The following is a 17,138-nucleotide window of genomic DNA, read 5'->3' as shown; positions in this document are numbered from 1 at the left end:
CAAAAAATACAACCTACGTTCGCTTACTCTTCCTCACCCTCTCCTTTAGTAAGCTGCGCTTCCAGAACATAAGCGCCTTTAACGACAACCTTCGATAAATTGGTTGCTGCGAGCGGGACAACTTCGATTCGGCCCTGTTCGCTTTGCCCGATCTTGACCGGTATCCGGCGAAACGTTTGCCCCTGACCAGTCGGTACGTAGACGAATCCATGCTGACCTTTGCGCACCACGGCTTCCTCTGGCAAGGTAGTGGCCTGACGGGTACCCGTCAGAATACGCGCGTTTAAGAACATACCCGGAATGAGTCGGGCTTCCTGCGCTTCGTTGTCGATGTGCCCGTGGATGGTGATGGTACGTGCCTCGCCTTCAAACGCTTTCCCAATCAGATACACCTTACCCCGAACGGTTTCTGACCCAAGCTTGGGATCGTTGAGCAGGATTGTCTGGCCGTTTTTTACCTTAAAGGCGTCGTTTTCGTAGACATTCAGTTCCAGGTGCTTGTGCGTTTGGTCCATTACCTGATACAACACATCCGTCGTAGCTACCTGCTGACCCAGGTGCACATTGGAGGCTGTTACGTAGCCCGCCACCGGCGAAACGATCCGCATGACTGGGGATAAGCTGCCTTTCCTCAGCGCTTCCATAGGCGTCCCCAGCGTGCGCAGCTTAAGCACCAGCGAACTGACCAGCGCCTGGTTGCTGGTGTAGTCGGCCTGGGCCTGCTGAAGCCGTTTTTTAGCCCCAACATCTTCAGCATTTAACGTTTTCTGCCGCTGAAGTTCTTCCGCCTGATACGTGAGCTGACTAACCGCCTGCAAATAATCCTGCTGCATCTGAATGTAATCGAGGCTTTGCAGGGTAGCGAGCGTGGACCCTTTGGCAACGCGCTGGCCGGGCAACACGCCTACACTTTTGATGACGCCGGTGATCAGCGGACTCACCGAAGCCATGTACTGAGGAGGTACGTCGACGGTTCCGGTTGTTTTAATCTCATCGCTGACGCTCGTTTGCGTGGCCGAGCCAATCGCCAGGCCGATCGTCTTCGCCTGCTCAGGCGTTACCGTAACTTGGTCGGACTGGGGGACTTCAACGGCAGTTTGTTCGCCTGAAGCCGATGCGTCCTCTTCGGCGGGTTCGCTTTTTCCAGAACAGGCCAGGAGAGCAATCAGACTAAAAAATGCTATTACGTATCGCATACTAAAAATGGTTCGGATCGTGAATGAGCGGGGACTATCGGCATTAGTCGATACCCAGCAGCTGCTCAAGTTGAATGGTGACGTTCGTATAATTGAAAGCCGCTTCGAGGTACTGCTCTTCAATGACGAATGCCTGTTGAACATTCTGGAAAAACTCTATGTAATCAATTTCGCCCGCCCGGTAGCTACGTAACGCCGTCGATTGAATCAGCCGGGCCTGTGGTAAGGCCGACTGCTCAAAATAGGTAAGCGAAGCTCGCAGCGTTTCGGCATTGCGTTGCAGGGTAGCCAGCCGCCCGGCCAACTGCGTTTGCGTATACGCAAGGTTGTTGTCGACAATCTGCTCATTGATACGGGCTGCGGCAATGCGGGCCTTTGTGGCCTGGTTGAACAACGGCAGTGAGACACCCGCCTGCACAACATTATACCCAAGCTCACGCAGAATCGACTGGTTGTAATAGCCAATCAATACGTCTGGTTTTAGACGCTGACGCTCCAGATCAGTTTGATTCCGGCTGACGGTACGTTCCTGCTGGATGGCCGCCAGCACGGGATTACTGTCGGAAATCACCCGCTCGGTTAAGGGCAGATCGCGACGGAGTGCCACCGTAGTATCTATGCCAACGGGAGCGGAGGCATTTACCAGTAGCTGTAAACCGCGCGCGTGCGCTTCGATGTCGGCACGTAGCGTTAATTGTCGTAGGCGAACACCTTGCAGCCGGGTATCGGCCGAAACCTGTTCCAGTCGATTTGTTTCGCCGGTCTTGTAACGGACAGCCGCGGCTCTGGCTGCATTCTGGAATAAGCTATCCTGCCGACGTAATAAATTGTCCAGTCGATAATCAAACAAAAGCTGGTAATACGCCTGCTTGATGTTCGTGTTTAGCTCTAAACGCCGAAGCGCCAGCCGACGCTCGGCCGAGGTCGCTGCACTCTGGTACAACTGCTTTTGCGCCCGGTAGAACGAAGGCAGCGCAAAGGTCTGAGTCACGCCCACAATGTAATCGGTAGGCTGGGCCTGCGTCTGGCCAACCTGCACTTCCACCCCGGTTTTTGCCGGATCGAACGACGATCGGATCAGCGCCCGCTGGCTCTCTACCTCCAATGCACTGCCCCGCAGCAAAAGACTTTGCCGGTTCGCGAGTTCAAGCACCTGCGGCAGCGACGTTTGGCCAAATCCGCTGCCGCTGAGTCCGATAATCAGCAAGATTGTCAAGGCCGTCGGTACAGCTGTGGAAGACGTCGATGCATCGCGTTTCGTTTTTCCGGCTACCAGACTATACAGAACGGGCAGCACAATAAGAGTAAGGATGGTGGCCGTAATCAAGCCGCCAATAACGACTGTTGCCAGCGGCTTCTGAACCTCCGCCCCCGCAGATTTTGACAGGGCCATGGGTAAAAACCCAAGTGAGGCCACAGCCGCCGTCATGATTACCGGTCTAAACCGAACCCGCAGGCCATGCAGGATGCGTTCGTAGACGTCCTGTTCACCTTCGCGTTCAAGCTCATTGAGGTAACCGATTAACACGATGCCATTCAGTACCGCCACCCCGAACAAGGCAATAAAGCCAACGCCCGCCGAGATGCTAAACGGCATGTCACGCAGCCATAATGCCAGTACGCCCCCAACGGCTGCCAGCGGGATTGAGCTGAAGATCAACACAGCGTACTTGAGCGAGCCAAAGGTGGCAAACAAGAGCATAAAAATGAGAAACAGCGCTACTGGAACAGCAATGCTAAGCCGGTCTTTAGCCCGCTGAAGATTTTCGAAAGCGCCCCCGTACGTAAAATAGTAGCCAGCGGGCAGCTTGACTTTAGACTCGATCCGTTGCCGGATATCGCCCACCACGCTTTCTACGTCACGCCCCCGAATACTGATGCCGACAGTGATCCGTCGTTTGGTTCCGTCATGCGCTATCTGAGCCGGTGCCTGCGTGTAATTAATGGTTGCCACTTCGTTCAGAGGAATACTACCGCCACCGGGCAGGGCCACGTACAGCCCATTCAAGTCGCTTATGTCCCGTCGGCGGGCACTGTCGAGACGGACAACCAGATCGTAACGGCGTTCTCCTTCGTAAACCAGACCCGTTGCTTCTCCAGCGAAACCCGCTTTGATGAGTCGATTCACGTCGGCAATGGCGATGCCGTACTGTGCCAGCTTATCCCGGTTGTACTGTACGTTGATTTGGGGCAATCCTACGGTTTGTTCAACGCGCAGTCCGGCCACGCCCGGCACTTTTTCAATCAGCTGGGCGCAGGCATTTGCCCGATCGAACAGCAACTGAAGGTCATCGCCAAAAATTTTCACCACAATATCGGATTTCACGCCGGTCATCATTTCGTTGAAACGCATCTGAATGGGCTGCGTAAACTCTACCGACGCGCCGGGTACTTCCCGCTCCAGCACGGCCGCCATCTTTTCGCCCATGTCTTCACGATCGGTGGCGTTTGTCCAGGCCGATCGTTCCTTCATGTTGATCATCAGATCGCACATTTCAACGGGCATTGGATCGGTCGGAATTTCGGACGCGCCCACGCGACCTACAATCTGCTTCACCTCGTGGAAATGCGTACGCAGTGCTTTCTGCGCTTTGAGTGTAGCATCGATTGTGGCGGACAGCGACGTACCAGACGGCATTCGGAAGTCGATTGCCATATCACCTTCGTCGAGCTGCGGAATAAACTCACCGCCTAGCCGACCGAAGAGCAGCGCGACCCCGGCCAGCATACCTACCGCAACCAGCACCGTTGTTCTGCGCCAACGTAACGCCACCTTCACCAACGGCTCGTAATGTTTATACAGCCAATCCATCAGCCGGTCGGAGAAGGTTCGCTTGTCGGTGATGGTTTTAGGCAGCAGCAGCGCCGACATCATGGGGACGTACGTCAACGATAAAACCAGGGCGGCCAGAATCGCGAACCCGACCGTTTGCGCCATTGGCCGGAACATTTTCCCTTCGATACCCGTCAGGGAGAGAATGGGCAGGTAAACGATCAGAATAATTATTTCGCCAAAAGCGGCCGACTTCCGGATCGACGACGCCGAATCGAATACCGCATCATCCATTTCGGCCGCGCTGAGGGTTCGGCCCACGTAGCGTTTATTCGAGCCGAAGTGATGCAGCACAGCCTCGACAATAATAATTGATCCGTCAACGATCAAACCAAAGTCAATGGCTCCCAGGCTCATCAGATTCGCCGACAGACCCAGCGTTTTCATCATCCCCAGCGTAAACAGCATAGCCAGCGGAATCACTGATGCGACGATCAGGCCCGCCCGCCAACTGCCAATCAAGATGAGTAACACGGCGACAACGATCAGTCCGCCTTCCAGCAGGTTACGTTTAACGGTGCTGATAGTCTGGTCGATCAGTTTCGTCCGGTCGATGAACGGTTCAATCCTGATTCCCTCGGGCAGCGACGACTGAATGCGCTGGATTCGTTCCTTTACTCCCTCAATGGTAGTTTCCGAGTCGGCTCCTTTCAGCATAAGAACGATTCCGCCCACCGCTTCTCGCTCACCGTTACGAGTCAGGGCCCCGAAGCGAACGGCGTGGCCAAAGCGGGCCTTGGCTACGTTACCGATGCGAATAGGCAGGCCGTGGTCAGCCCGGATGATTATGTTTTCAATATCCTTCAGGTTCACTACCGCTCCCTCGCCCCGGATGAAATACGCCTGGTTGTTCCGTTCGATGTAGGATCCGCCCGTATTGGCGTTGTTGCGGGCCATAGCGTCGGTGAGCTCGGTTAGGGTCACTCCGGCCGATCGCAGCCGATCGGGGTCGACAGCCACTTCGTACTCTTTCAGATACCCGCCAAAACTGCTGATTTCGATTACGCCCGGAATACCCGCCAACTGACGTTTTACGATCCAATCCTGAACAGATCGTAACTCGGTTAGCGAGTACCGGTCTTCATAGCCGGGTTTCGGAACCAGGGTGTATTGATAGATTTCCCCTAGCCCCGTTGTAATGGGGGCCAAAAAAGGACGCCCGTAATCAGCCGGAATGTCCTGAACGGCCGTTTGCAGCTGTTCAGAAACCAGCTGGCGCGCTTTCAGCATGTCGGTGTCTTCAGTAAAAACGACGGTTATCACCGATATACCCAGTCTGGAGACAGAACGAATCTCTTCGACGTTCTGTAGGTTGGCCATCGCCAGTTCGAGCGGAGTTGTGATGAAACGTTCGGCTTCCTGAGCCGCCAGGGCAGGCGTTTGTGTAAGGATAACAACCTGATTATTGGTTATGTCAGGTACGGCATCTACCGGCAGATTATACGCCGAGTAGCCGCCCCAGCCAATCAGGGCGGCCACAAAAGCGCCAATCATTAATTTATTTCGAATGCTAAATCGAATAATGGCATCAAACATGAATATAGAAAAGTACAGACCGCTGGGGCGGCTGAAATGACCAACTATAGGAGCCTGACCAAGCCGGGTACGTCAAGTCAGGCGGGCGCAACAAGAAAGTTACAGCTTGTTGACAAGCTGTATTCGTAAGACGACAGGGAGTGAAGCAGATTTACAGACGGGGCGGCTGAAACAGGGGGGTGAACACCTGCTGGCCCGTCATGGGTCGGATGTGAAAAACGGCGGCTGCCAGTAATTCCGTCACGAACGGTTTATAGACCAGCCGAAATAACTGCGTGAAGTCGTATGTAGCAGAATGATTATCGACAGCAGGCAAGCGGCTGTGGCTGTGATTGGGCGCTTTGTGGTGATGCGAATCCAGTACGTAGTGTTCGATCAGAAACGCCCAGAACGCCAGATCGCAACCTTCTTCGCGTTGGTGTTCGTGGTAATGCGCCATTAACTCGGGCAACCGCGCTACCCTCTCATTATTTACCCGAGGAAGCAAATTCCCGGTAAAAATGAGCACCGCCAGTAGTAGCGCAATTACCTGTTTCATGCGTGCTGAAAGAAAACCGATTGTCTCTGACTGACCTGATCTACGCAGTGAGTTGACTTTCAATCGTATTGAAGATAGCCAAAATTACAACATTTAACCATAAGCCTCCTACTGCCGGCCGTCTGCTTTCTTACAACGCTGGAGTCTATAAACTAAATAAGCTGTATCGCCCGGAAATTATGTTATTAAATACCTTATCTTGTTAATCAAACAAATACAAATATCATTTTTTGGTAACATAATACTTTGCTGCAGCGTTATGAATTTTTTACGTGTACTGCTTATAGTATTGGGGCTACTAGTTCAGATGCCATTGACTGCTCAGCGTTTTAAACCGCTTGTTTGCGCCACCCCCGATCTGACCGAATCAGAACGTAGTGGCCTGAGCAGCCAGGCAGTTTTTGCGTTACGTACCAAACGAGCCGCTGGCGCGCAGTCTGCCATTGCTTATGTTCCGATTCGCCCGCACATCATTCGCCGGAGCAACGGAACTGACGGCATGGCGCTGGATAAGCTGAACACAATCATCGCGATTGCAAACAGCTATTACCTGCAAAATGGCAGTGGAATCCAGTTTTACTTCTGCGGCACGACACCTGATTACATTAATAACGATGCCCTATTCAATAGCTTTCCGGCATTCAATGAATCCAGCATCAACGGTCGGGATGCCGCCAACGCGCTGAATCAGTATTACGTCAACGCATTTGATACCAATACGTTGGGCGGTTACGCGTACTTCCCGAGTGCGGATACCCGTCAATCAACCCGCTCCTTTATCCTGAATGGCGACGAAGCCGATCTAGGGAACCGACTAATACCCCATGAACTAGGCCATAGCTTTGGTTTATTGCACACATTCGGTAGTACGAATAACAATAAAGAACTGGTTACCCGAGGAGTTGGGGCGAACTGTACAACCGAAGGTGATGAACTTTGCGATACGCCTGCGGACCCGTACGGACTGCCGAACGCGACAACAACCATTTCGAACGGCTGCGAGGTCTACAACGGCACCGCCGTCGACGCGCAGGGGAACCCCTATATGCCGTCCATGACCAACATTATGTCGTATTACTTTCCGTGTACGCATGACTTCACACCGGGGCAATACAGCCGGATGCAGGCAGGTCTGGCCCTACGTCAAACGCACACATCCTACACACTGGATTGTCCGCCAACGGCCGTTGCAGCCCCCAGTAATCTGGCCGCCAATATAGTAAGCGGCCGCGTTAGGCTAACCTGGCGGGACAACGGCACGAATGAAATGGGTTACTTTGTGGAGCGATCGCTTAACGCTACGTCGGGTTTTGTGCCGATCGGCGGTGTCGGGCCAAATGATACCACATTTGTCGATTCCAAAGCGGCTAGTTATACTGTCTATTATTACCGGGTTAAACCGTCGAATGCCACCACTAGCGGCATCAGTCCGGTTGTGACGATCCGAACGCCCGCCTGCCGCCCAAATTACAGCAGTATCGCCTGCACGGACAGCGATGGACTTAATGGATTTTCAATCAACAATACGGTTGTCAGCCAGCGGTCAGGCTGCTCACCTGATGGATACAATTCAATTCCTACTTCGGCAACGGTAGCGGCAGGTCGGTCGTATTCTTTTACCGCTACGTTGTTAAGCCCAGTCTATGAGGAAGGCATGAGCATTTGGGTTGATTTGAACCACAACGGACTGTTCGAGACGGATCGGAATGAACTGTTGTTCCAGACACCCGCGACGGTCAAGGGCAGTGTTTCGGGTCAGCTCACCTTACCCGCTACTTTAACAGCGGGTCCGCTGACCATGCGTATCATTGTGGCGTATAACCAGATTCCAGCCGATCCCTGTGGGTTTTACTCATACGGGGAAACTGAAGATTACGTTTTGAACGTAGTGAGCAAGTCCGTGGCTGATTTAAGCCTGTATATGCGTACTAGCGACCGGCTTCCGGCGCTGCACGAACCCGTCAGTTACTCATTAACCGTTTACAACGAAGGTCCCAACGATGCGACGGGAATACGCTGGCAGAACCGGCTCCCAGCAGGCCTGAGCTTCGTTGGTGGTGGCCCTGGTATTATGGGGTCTGCCACGGCCGTAACCGGAGCTTCCAGTCTATCACTGGCAACGGGTCAGTCCATAACCTTTTCGTATCAACTACGTCCCACACAACCGGGTACTTACCTCAACGCGGCTCAGATCATAGCGAGCGACCAGCCTGACCCCGACTCCCGGCCTGACTCCGGCACTGGCGATGGCGAAGATGACAGCGCCATGGCCGACATTCGCACGCAGGTCGGGGGCGGGCTACTGCTGATATCGCCTAACCCAAACCAGATTTCACTGCCACCCGTTGCGTCGAATCAGCCCCCGCCCGATCCAGCTAAAGCCGATCTTTCGCTCAGTATGGTCGCCAGCAAACGAGTGGCTACGTTGCATGAACTGGTTTCCTTTACCATCACCGTTACCAACACAGGCGGTTTAAGCGCTTCGGCGGTCGTGCGCGATACGTTACGAGGGATGACCCTGCAGTCAACACCGTCGGGAATGAGTGTTGTAAGCACGACGGCTGGATACAGCATTCTCGAAGGCACTATTGCCCCTCTGGCCGCCAGGCAGTCGGCGCAGCTGGTGTTCACGGCGAGTATAGCGACAATGGGCCCAATCCGAAATTCGGCGCAGATATGGTCAGCAAGCGCGGCTGATCCAGACTCGGTGCCGGGCGCGGGTACCCCAACGGCGAATAACCTGAATGGTGAAGATGATGTTGCCTGGGTTGATCTGCGTGTGCCGATGTAAGATCAGTGACGTATTACTGGCTGAACGGCCATTGCTTGCGTAGGGTAGCCACCAGCAGAAACGCGATTACGCCCAGGCCAATGACCGCCAGCCCGGAGAGCGCAAAGGTGAGGCCAGTTGAGATAAAGACAAATGTCCATACGCCAATCACCAGCAGGACCGGGAGCGGATACAAGGGCATTCGGAAAGGAAACACCACCGATTTCGACGATTCGTTTGTCTCTGCCTGTTTTGCTCCTCGTTTGTGAAGCAGCAGAAGTCCGATAGCCTGCCCAATGAACTGCACGACAATGCGCATGGCCAGAATCGCCGTTATTACGTCGCCGAGCCGAAACAACAAACTAAACACAAAACCCAGACTACCCAGAAATAGCAGCGATACGTACGGAAACTGCCGGGTGGGGTGCAGCCGGGCAAAAATCTTGAAAAACTGTCCATCGACCGCGGCCGCATAGGGCACTCGGGAATAGCCCAGCAACACCGCAAACAACGAAGAGAACGCAACAAGCAGCACCAGAATGGTTGCCAGCCGGGCCGCGCCGGGGCCGTACAGCGTTTCGATGAACGTACTGACAATAAACTCGCTGTTCTGAGCCTGCTGCCAGGGTACGACACTTACCACGCTTAGATTCATCAACAAATAAAGTGCGGCAATACCTACGATTGAGATGAACATACTGGCCGGAATATTACGGGCCGGCCGCTGAATCTCACCGCCCAGGTGGCAAACGTTATAATAGCCCAGGTAACAGTAAATGGTTTTCACCGAAGCCTGCCCCACCCCAGCAGCCAGCAAACCACCACTGATCGACCCGGCCGAAGACAAGGTCTCACTTAAGGGAATATGGCCGCCGGTTAATCCGCCGATAATGATCCAGCCTAACGTCAGCAAAACAGCGCCCCACATCACCAGGCCAATCTTACCAATCGAATCAATTTTTCGGTAAAGCAGGATAATAATGATCAGTACAGCCCCGCCCGATACCGCCTTACGCTGCCATTCATCGAGCGGCATCAGATACGACGCGTATTGCGCAAAGCCAATAGCTCCCGAAGCAACTACCAACGGTGCCTGTATGAGCGTTTGCCAGACGTACAGAAATGAAAGCAGGCGTCCCCAGCGCTGGGGACCATACGAAATCTTCAGGAAGTTATAGCTTCCACCCGCCTGCGGAAAGGCCGCACCTAGTTCGGCCCAGACGAACGCATCGATCAGCGACACAAACGCTCCGAGTACCCACGCCCACAGAAACTGCTGGCCGCCCATTGTTTTGATCACCAGCGGCATCACGACAAACGGGCCGATACCGACCATATCGATCATGTTCAGGGCGGTGCCTTGCAGCAGATTCAGCCTTCGGGGCAAAGCCGAAGAGTCCGACGAGGCACCAGGAAGTTGTTCGGAGGAAGTAGAATCAATCAATAGCGTACCAGATTGCAGCCCAGAGAAATGAGTGACGAGACTATTGGCCAACGGTTTGCCGCGGCCGAAAAGTTCGTTTAATCAGGCGATACACCAGTTTTTTACGGTCTTCTAAGCCGCGGAGCCGTTTGCCACTTATTTCCAAACAAATGCTATAGACTAGGGTTGATAGACTAGTAATTCGATGAACTTACACGATAACGTTATGAAAAAGTCCATATTTCTCAGTGTAGTGCTCATGGCGGGATTGGTTACAGGAGCCAGCGCGCAAAGTAAATCTGCCAAAAACAGCACCAACGGCGTGGTTTCGCAGCAAGGCAAAACCACAGATGCCAATACAAGTTCGGTCGAAGGAATGCAGCGGAAAGGCAGCGGCAAAATGGCCTCTGGCGTGAGCCGGAATGGCAACAGCAACCTGTCACCAACGTCGCCGACAAACACGCAGGGCAGTACTTCGCAGGGTTCGGCAAGCGTACAATCGGCAGGTGGTGCCAAAGAAACCCGCACGAAGCAGGCCGCTCAGGTCAACGCTCCGAAAAGCACAAAGAACGGTACCGCCAGCGACGGTGGCCTGACGAGTAACGGCACCCCGAAATACGGAGCCAAAGTCGATCAAAACTCAACATCTGGCTCAACGGGTGGTTCTAAACGCCCTACGTCGACGACCGCAACGCGGAAGGAAGCCAACACGAGCGATAAAAACGTAAGTACCGGATATCCTCAGCCAACCGGAGCCGGTAAGGCAGGCACACCCTCGGGCAGCGCATCGGGTAAGAAGGCCGGTGGAAACAGCTATCCGCAGGGTGGCAGCAACGGCAATCAGTAGACGTAATGCCTGTAAACAAAAAGGCTTTCCATGCGGAAAGCCTTTTTGTTTACAGGCAACATCCGCTTAGTTCAGCAACTGATCGAACGTCAGGCTGATGTAATACGTAGAGCCGATGTACGGGTTGCCGAAGGCCTGAAAGTACGGTTTTCCGAACAAGTTCGTTCCCCCTATTTTTACGATCGATTTAATGCTGGACACTTTGTAGTTCACCTGCGCGTCGAGGTTACTGATGGCGGGTACAATCGTATTGCCGTAAAGCGGTACGCCTACTTCAGTTGGCTGCCCAAATCCTTCCCAGACAAACTCATCCTGATGGCGGAAGGTAACCGCGAACCCAATGTTGGAGTTGCCGATTGCCCGTTTGTTAAAGCCTATATTCCAGCGATACTTCGGCGTATTAAAGCCGGAGGTCTGCAGTTCTTCCGAAGGTTTGAAGTTGTTCAGCGTATTGTTCGCGATGTTACCTGATAAGCCATATCCTTTTGGCAAAGCATAGTTCAGGCCGATTGCCCAACCCGAAGCGGTAATCTGCTCACTGCTGTTAACCGGCACGGAGAACACGCTACGGGTGCTGCCCGTTAAGACACCCGAAGCCAAAGGTAATCCGTTAGCAGCGGGAGCCGTAGGCTGAATCAGCACAACGCTTCCGATAAAATTATTGTACACACTGTAATAATAGTAGGCGTCAACAAATAGCTTTTTACCGAAAATACCCCGGTAGCCGATCTCGTAGTTAGCCACGCGCTCGGGCTTAAATTCTTTACGCTGGTACGGTTTTAAGTTTCCGATGTTGCCCAGTATGGCTAATCCCTGAACCACGGTCGCTGCGTTTGCCTGAATGGCCGCCGGGGCATTGGCCGCTACCTGCTGCTGGATAACCGTGGCCGCTGCCGCGGCTGGAATCTGACCGGCCGCCACAGCCGCCTGTACCTGAGCAGTTACCTGAGCAGTTACCTGTTGGGTAATCAATGCGACAGCCTGCTGCTGAGTAGCCGGATTGGCTGCCGTAGCCAGAATGGCATTACCTACTTCCGTTACGTTGGTTCGTGAATACGAATTCGCTAGCTGATAGCGATCATAGAACTCGGGCAAACCGCCAATGAGCCGGGCCAGCGGTGTCTGAAGATCTATGTACTGGTTCTGCGTCGTTGGAATCCGGAAACCAGTCTGGTAAGAGACCCGGAAGTTATGATCGCCAAACGTAGCAACGGCCGATACCCGTGGGGTAAACTGCCCGGTAAAGTTCTGGTTTTTGTCGTAGCGGGTAGACGCTGTTAGTTTCAGATGGTTGCTCAGTAACGTCTTGCTGACTTGCGCAAAAGCGCCGTATTCAGTGATTCCGATACGGCCGTTACGTCCTTCAACCTGATCGGCAAACAAGGTTCCTTCCGAACCCAGTTGATACTGACGCAGGTTCGCTCCGACCAGCACGTCAGCAAACTTGATTTGATTTTTTAAGTTATAAACGCCTTCAACGTGGTACAGATTCGACTTGTCCTGAAAGGCACCCCCGCCCTGATTGATCGGCAGGTTACGAACGCGTTCGTAGAGGGTATTGTAAGCCTCACTTCCCGGTACAGGGCGGCCCTGATCGGCAGCTCCACGGGCTGTTAACTGAGCGGCATTGTCATCCTGTCCGGCACCCCGCGCCTGTGCATACGCTCCTACGTACTGCCCAAACCACATAGCACTCGGTTTCCAGGCTTCGTTCATAGCCACACCCACCAGGCCGGACGTGTAGGACTTACCCGACCGCTCCTGCGTGGTGTAGGCGCGAAGCGTGAAATTATCGCCACGAAGCTCCAGTTTAGCCTGCGTAAGGCTGAAATCCCGCAGGGAGTACCGGCCGCTGGCCGTATAGACCGTTGTACCGAAACCATAGTTAACCTGGGCAATAGCTTCCACTTTTTCGGACAGCCGGTAGTGGACAGCCCCATTCAGTTTCAGGCTCTTGGTATTGTAATCAACCAGATCCAATTCCCGGAAGCCAGTCCGGCTCACGTTTACATTCGGCAGGATGCCGAGTGCTGAAGCGGGTAGTGCTCCTGCACCAACGAGCGCCTGGCCGATAGTACGCATATTCTGCTGATTCTCATCACCATATACGTTCATTCCGTCGTAGTTGATTGGTGTTCCCGGACCACGGCTGGGATCAGTAGATACCGACCTCGACGCAGTAATTCCAGGGTGGTTCAGGTCTGTATAGTTGGTTGCCTGCCAGTCCTGGGCTTTGATGTACGACAAGTTGATTTTGAAGGCGAGTTTGTTGTTGAACGCTTTCGCGTACCGGATCGAGGCATCATAGAAACCAGTAGTTGCCGTCGTGCGGTTATCCGCGTGCATTGCTCCCGTTTTTACGTTTGCGCTTAGTCCCTGGTACAGGAATGGGCTTTTGCTGTTCATTAGAATCAGGCCCTGAATGGCATTAGGCCCATAGAGCGCCGAAGCGGCCCCCGGCAGAATCTCTACGCTTTCTACGTCCTGTTCGGGAATACCCACAATGTTATCAATCGGGAAGTTTAAGCCCGGTGCTGAATTGTCCATCCCATCGATGAGCTGTACCGTGCGTGGGTTACCCGTCGCGCCAAAGCCCCGCATGTTGATGGATTTGAACAAAAGTCCCTGCGTGGCTACGTCGATACCCTTGACGTTCGCCAGCCCGTCGTAGAAGCTGGCCGCGGGTGTATTCTGAATAGCCCGTAGATCCAGCTTCTCAACCGAAACGGGCGATTTCAATACGCTTTCTTCGACGCGCGAGGCCGACACAACGACCTCCTGACCAACGAGTACCTGCTCTTTCAGCGCAACATTTAAGCTGCGACTACCACCCGTAATCGTAAACTCCTGCGTTTGGAAGCCAACTCCCGACACAGCAATCGTAAATGGCGTGTCCGTATTGGTCGTCAACGAAAAGTTACCTTTTTGATCGGTTATGGTACCAACAACCTTTCCTTTCACCGCAATACTGATACCGACAAGCGGATTTTGGGCATCATCAGTCACTTTCCCGTCAATGCGTGTCTGAGCGAAAGCACTTAAGCTTACCAAACAGAACAGCCACAGGTAGGGTAGAGAATTCGTAAATAGTTTACGCATAATTAATCTGATATTGAAGTGGTAGGTTAATGAGTTCACGTCTCTGGCGCTAAACTTACGGATAACTCTGACTTCTGTACAAAATAATCTTGCTATTAATTAATTTATTTGACCATTTCAGAGGTTTCGCGTTCATGAACTGCTAGTTTGTCAGTAGTAAGTCAATTAAAGGTTACATAATACGTAACACCAAATTAGCCTGTTCCTTGGAGGAAGAGTTTTTAGAGCAGCTTTACGTCGGCCGCTTTAGTCAAGTAAATCCACGAATGTCTGGTCTTTACGTAATCAGCATCTTACTTTTCAACCGATACTTTTACGTACATGACAAACGAATCGAACCAGGACCGCCGTGAGTTTTTGAAAACTTCCGGTCTGCTAACCGGCGGAGCTATTTTAAGCAGTTTGCCTTTTGCCGCCCAGGCGGGCGTTGCCAAATCTGTAGGGTACCATTTTTCGGCCAACGATACCATCAAAGTAGCCCTCATCGGCTGTGGTGGACGGGGTACGGGTGCCGCTCAACAGGCTCTAAGTACCAAACAGAATGTAAAAGTTGTGGCTATGGCAGACGCCTTCCGCGACCGTCTGGACGATTCGTATCAAAATATCACAAACTTTCTGAAGGCTAAAAATCTGAAATCACCCGACGGCACATCGAAACTCGACGTTCCGGAAGATCACAAATTTGTCGGTTTCGACGCCTATAAACAGGCGATAGCATTGGCAGATGTCGTCATTCTGGCAACTCCTCCGGGTTTCCGGCCCACTCATTTTGAAGAAGCCGTTCGGCAAAGCAAGCAGATATTCATGGAGAAGCCCGTAGCGACGGATGCGCCGGGGGTTCGGAAAGTGCTGGCCGCTGCCGAAGAAGCCAAGAAGAAAAAACTAAATGTCGTTGTCGGCTTACAGCGCCATTACCAGCCCAGCTACCGCGAAATGGTTAAGCGCATTCACGACGGGGCCATCGGCGATATCGTTGGCGGTCAGGTGTACTGGGTCAGCGGTGGCGTATGGCACAAACCCCGTAAGCCAAATCAGTCCGAAATGGATTATCAGATGCGCAACTGGTATTACTTCAACTGGCTCTGTGGCGATCACATCAACGAGCAGCATATTCACAACATCGACGTAGCGAACTGGGTGAAGAAAGGCTATCCGGTCTCCTGCCAGGGTACGGGTGGCCGCCAGGTGCGGAATGGAAAGGACGACGGCGAAATTTTCGACCATCACATCGTCGACTTTACCTACGCCGATGGCACCACCATCAATAGCCAGTGCCGCCACTACGAAGGTACGTACAGCCGGGTAGACGAACTGTTCCTGGGCACGAAAGGCAAGATTGAAGGCATGGAGAAAAAAAGCTCCAGTCTGCTAGGCTACAACGGTCAGCCCCTGTTTACGTATACGAGCAAAGGTGACGCTAGTCCCTACCAGATTGAGCACGATGAGCTGTTCGATGCCGTTGCCAAAGGCGAGTACAAATTTGCGGACGCTGAAAACGGTGCCAAAAGCACCATGACCGCCATTATGGGCCGCATGGCAACGTATTCAGGCAAGACCGTGAAATGGGACGAAGCGCTTAACTCACAAATTGATCTTTTCCCCGACAAACTGGCCTGGGACGCCATGCCCAAAAGTCAGCCCGATGCCAACGGCCTATATCAGATTGCCGTACCAGGAAAAACCGTAACGGTGTAGACTGCAACCGCTCTCAACCGCTCTCAACAGATTGAGAGCGGTTGAGAGCGGTTGCGATGTAAGCTTGATTATGAGACGTAGCGTACTCGTTCTATTTGCGGCTCTCTCTTACGTTATCCCTATCCTACTAGTTGCCCAAAACACGACGGCGCAGCACCAGGCATTATCTCCACCCTGCTCGTGTTCGGTTATCCTTGAAGAAACAGTTGACAAGGTCAGCCGTATCTATGCAGGTTTTGATGATAAGGTGACTACTGAAACGAGGTCTTCTTACAAACAGCTACTACGAACTGTCAGACTAAAAGCGAAGCAAGCCAAAACGCAGCGCGAATGCCGGGATGTATTGAAAAATTATACTTCCTTTTTCAGAGACAGCCATGTTTTCATTCTTTGGAATGAATCTGCCGCTAAGCCCATTACGTCAGTAGAAGCGTACAAAGACCGGATAGACCTTGTCGAGTTGAAGCCCCTAAACAAGGAATACGTCTACGTGAAATTGGCCGTGTTTAATCAGCGTGAAGTCGATAAATTAGACAGTCTGCTACGTACCAATGCTAGTTTATTGGCCAGCACGCCTAACCTGATTTTTGATCTGCGCGGAAACGGAGGAGGCAATGCCAGCACTTCCGACGAAATGATTAGGCTGATTTACACAAACCCGATTGTTTATCCAGCATGGGATTACCGTTCGAGCGATGAGCGCATAAGGGCAGCAACCAAAGAATTGGAAAGCTATCAGAAAGATACCGTTGCCAACGCTTTTTTCTACCAGCGGGCAAAGCAGCTATTACGTGATTTAAAAGCAAAACCTGGGGGTATGGTACGCGAAGGTGAGGATCTGACGCGTACGGCAGAAGTCTCCCCAACAGCAGCACCTCAGCGTATTGCGTTTCTAATTGATAAAGGCTGCGCTAGCTCGACCGAATTTTTTGTGTTTGAAGGGAAGCAGAGTAAGAAAGTAACCTTATTTGGCACCAATACGCATGGGGTGATGGATTACGGAAGCGATCAGAACTTCGATCTGTGCGATGGCGGATTTAACCTGGCTGTACCCTGGGGACGCAATGGCTGGGTTCGTCAATTTCGCATTGACAACGTAGGCTTCGCTCCTGATGTTACTATTCCGTCAACCGAAACCGATTGGATTGGTTTTGTGCAGCGCTACCACCAGAACACAGCCAAAAAATAAGCGAGAAGGTCT

The 17,138-nt window shown here is 52.7% G+C and carries 9 protein-coding genes; 4 read left to right on the top strand and 5 right to left on the bottom strand.

Annotation, left to right across the window (positions count from 1 at the left end):
- Positions 1-23: 23 nt before the first annotated feature.
- The 3 genes from ACYVBJ_RS18520 to ACYVBJ_RS18510 form a co-directional block, all read right to left on the bottom strand.
- Entirely contained in the window at positions 24-1,196 is a 1,173-nt protein-coding gene (locus ACYVBJ_RS18520; protein ID WP_460983792.1) for an efflux RND transporter periplasmic adaptor subunit, read from the bottom strand.
- Between the two features lie 43 nt (positions 1,197-1,239).
- Positions 1,240-5,565 carry a CusA/CzcA family heavy metal efflux RND transporter gene (locus ACYVBJ_RS18515; RefSeq protein ID WP_460983791.1) on the bottom strand — a complete coding sequence of 1,442 codons (4,326 nt, stop codon included), beginning with the start codon at positions 5,563-5,565 and terminating at the stop codon, positions 1,240-1,242.
- A 151-nt stretch (positions 5,566-5,716) separates the two neighbouring features.
- Entirely contained in the window at positions 5,717-6,103 is a 387-nt protein-coding gene (locus tag ACYVBJ_RS18510) for a hypothetical protein (protein WP_460983790.1), read from the bottom strand.
- A 259-nt stretch (positions 6,104-6,362) separates the two neighbouring features.
- On the opposite strand from ACYVBJ_RS18510, the gene ACYVBJ_RS18505 reads away from it, so the two are divergent.
- Positions 6,363-8,894 (top strand): GEVED domain-containing protein, encoded by a 2,532-nt coding sequence (locus ACYVBJ_RS18505; RefSeq protein WP_460983789.1) that lies wholly within the window; start codon positions 6,363-6,365, stop codon positions 8,892-8,894.
- A gap of 13 nt (positions 8,895-8,907) precedes the next feature.
- Here ACYVBJ_RS18505 and ACYVBJ_RS18500 read toward each other — a convergent pair whose 3' ends face one another.
- Positions 8,908-10,317, bottom strand: coding sequence for an APC family permease (locus ACYVBJ_RS18500; RefSeq protein WP_460983788.1), 1,410 nt, complete (start codon positions 10,315-10,317; stop codon positions 8,908-8,910).
- A gap of 205 nt (positions 10,318-10,522) precedes the next feature.
- Here ACYVBJ_RS18500 and ACYVBJ_RS18495 point away from each other — a divergent pair, with 205 nt between their 5' ends.
- The gene (locus tag ACYVBJ_RS18495) at positions 10,523-11,143 is read left to right on the top strand and encodes a hypothetical protein (RefSeq protein ID WP_460983787.1); all 621 of its coding nucleotides are present in this window, start codon (positions 10,523-10,525) and stop codon (positions 11,141-11,143) included.
- A gap of 66 nt (positions 11,144-11,209) precedes the next feature.
- Here the strand turns inward: ACYVBJ_RS18495 and ACYVBJ_RS18490 are convergent, their stop codons facing one another.
- Positions 11,210-14,242, bottom strand: a complete 3,033-nt coding sequence (locus tag ACYVBJ_RS18490) for a carboxypeptidase-like regulatory domain-containing protein (protein WP_460983786.1) — start codon at positions 14,240-14,242, stop codon at positions 11,210-11,212.
- Between the two features lie 321 nt (positions 14,243-14,563).
- Between ACYVBJ_RS18490 and ACYVBJ_RS18485 the strand changes: the two genes are divergently transcribed.
- Positions 14,564-15,937, top strand: coding sequence for a Gfo/Idh/MocA family protein (locus ACYVBJ_RS18485; RefSeq protein WP_460983785.1), 1,374 nt, complete (start codon positions 14,564-14,566; stop codon positions 15,935-15,937).
- A 70-nt stretch (positions 15,938-16,007) separates the two neighbouring features.
- Positions 16,008-17,126 carry a S41 family peptidase gene (locus ACYVBJ_RS18480; protein ID WP_460983784.1) on the top strand — a complete coding sequence of 373 codons (1,119 nt, stop codon included), beginning with the start codon at positions 16,008-16,010 and terminating at the stop codon, positions 17,124-17,126.
- The last annotated feature ends 12 nt before the right edge of the window (positions 17,127-17,138 follow it).

It is taken from the genome of Spirosoma fluminis (assembly GCF_054778895.1).
Note: the sequence above shows the minus strand (reverse complement) of the source record. Positions and strands in the feature narration are given on the sequence as shown.

Bases quoted from the DNA above. Each gene is read 5' to 3' on its own strand.
- ACYVBJ_RS18505 (WP_460983789.1), top strand. From the start codon at position 6,363: ATGAATTTTTTACGTGTACTGCTTATAGTATTGGGGCTACTAGTTCAG.
- ACYVBJ_RS18485 (WP_460983785.1), top strand. From the start codon at position 14,564: ATGACAAACGAATCGAACCAGGACCGCCGTGAGTTTTTGAAAACTTCC.
- ACYVBJ_RS18515 (WP_460983791.1), bottom strand. From the start codon at position 5,565: ATGTTTGATGCCATTATTCGATTTAGCATTCGAAATAAATTAATGATT.
- ACYVBJ_RS18520 (WP_460983792.1), bottom strand. From the start codon at position 1,196: ATGCGATACGTAATAGCATTTTTTAGTCTGATTGCTCTCCTGGCCTGT.
- ACYVBJ_RS18510 (WP_460983790.1), bottom strand. From the start codon at position 6,103: ATGAAACAGGTAATTGCGCTACTACTGGCGGTGCTCATTTTTACCGGG.
- ACYVBJ_RS18490 (WP_460983786.1), bottom strand. From the start codon at position 14,242: ATGCGTAAACTATTTACGAATTCTCTACCCTACCTGTGGCTGTTCTGT.
- ACYVBJ_RS18480 (WP_460983784.1), top strand. From the start codon at position 16,008: ATGAGACGTAGCGTACTCGTTCTATTTGCGGCTCTCTCTTACGTTATC.
- ACYVBJ_RS18495 (WP_460983787.1), top strand. From the start codon at position 10,523: ATGAAAAAGTCCATATTTCTCAGTGTAGTGCTCATGGCGGGATTGGTT.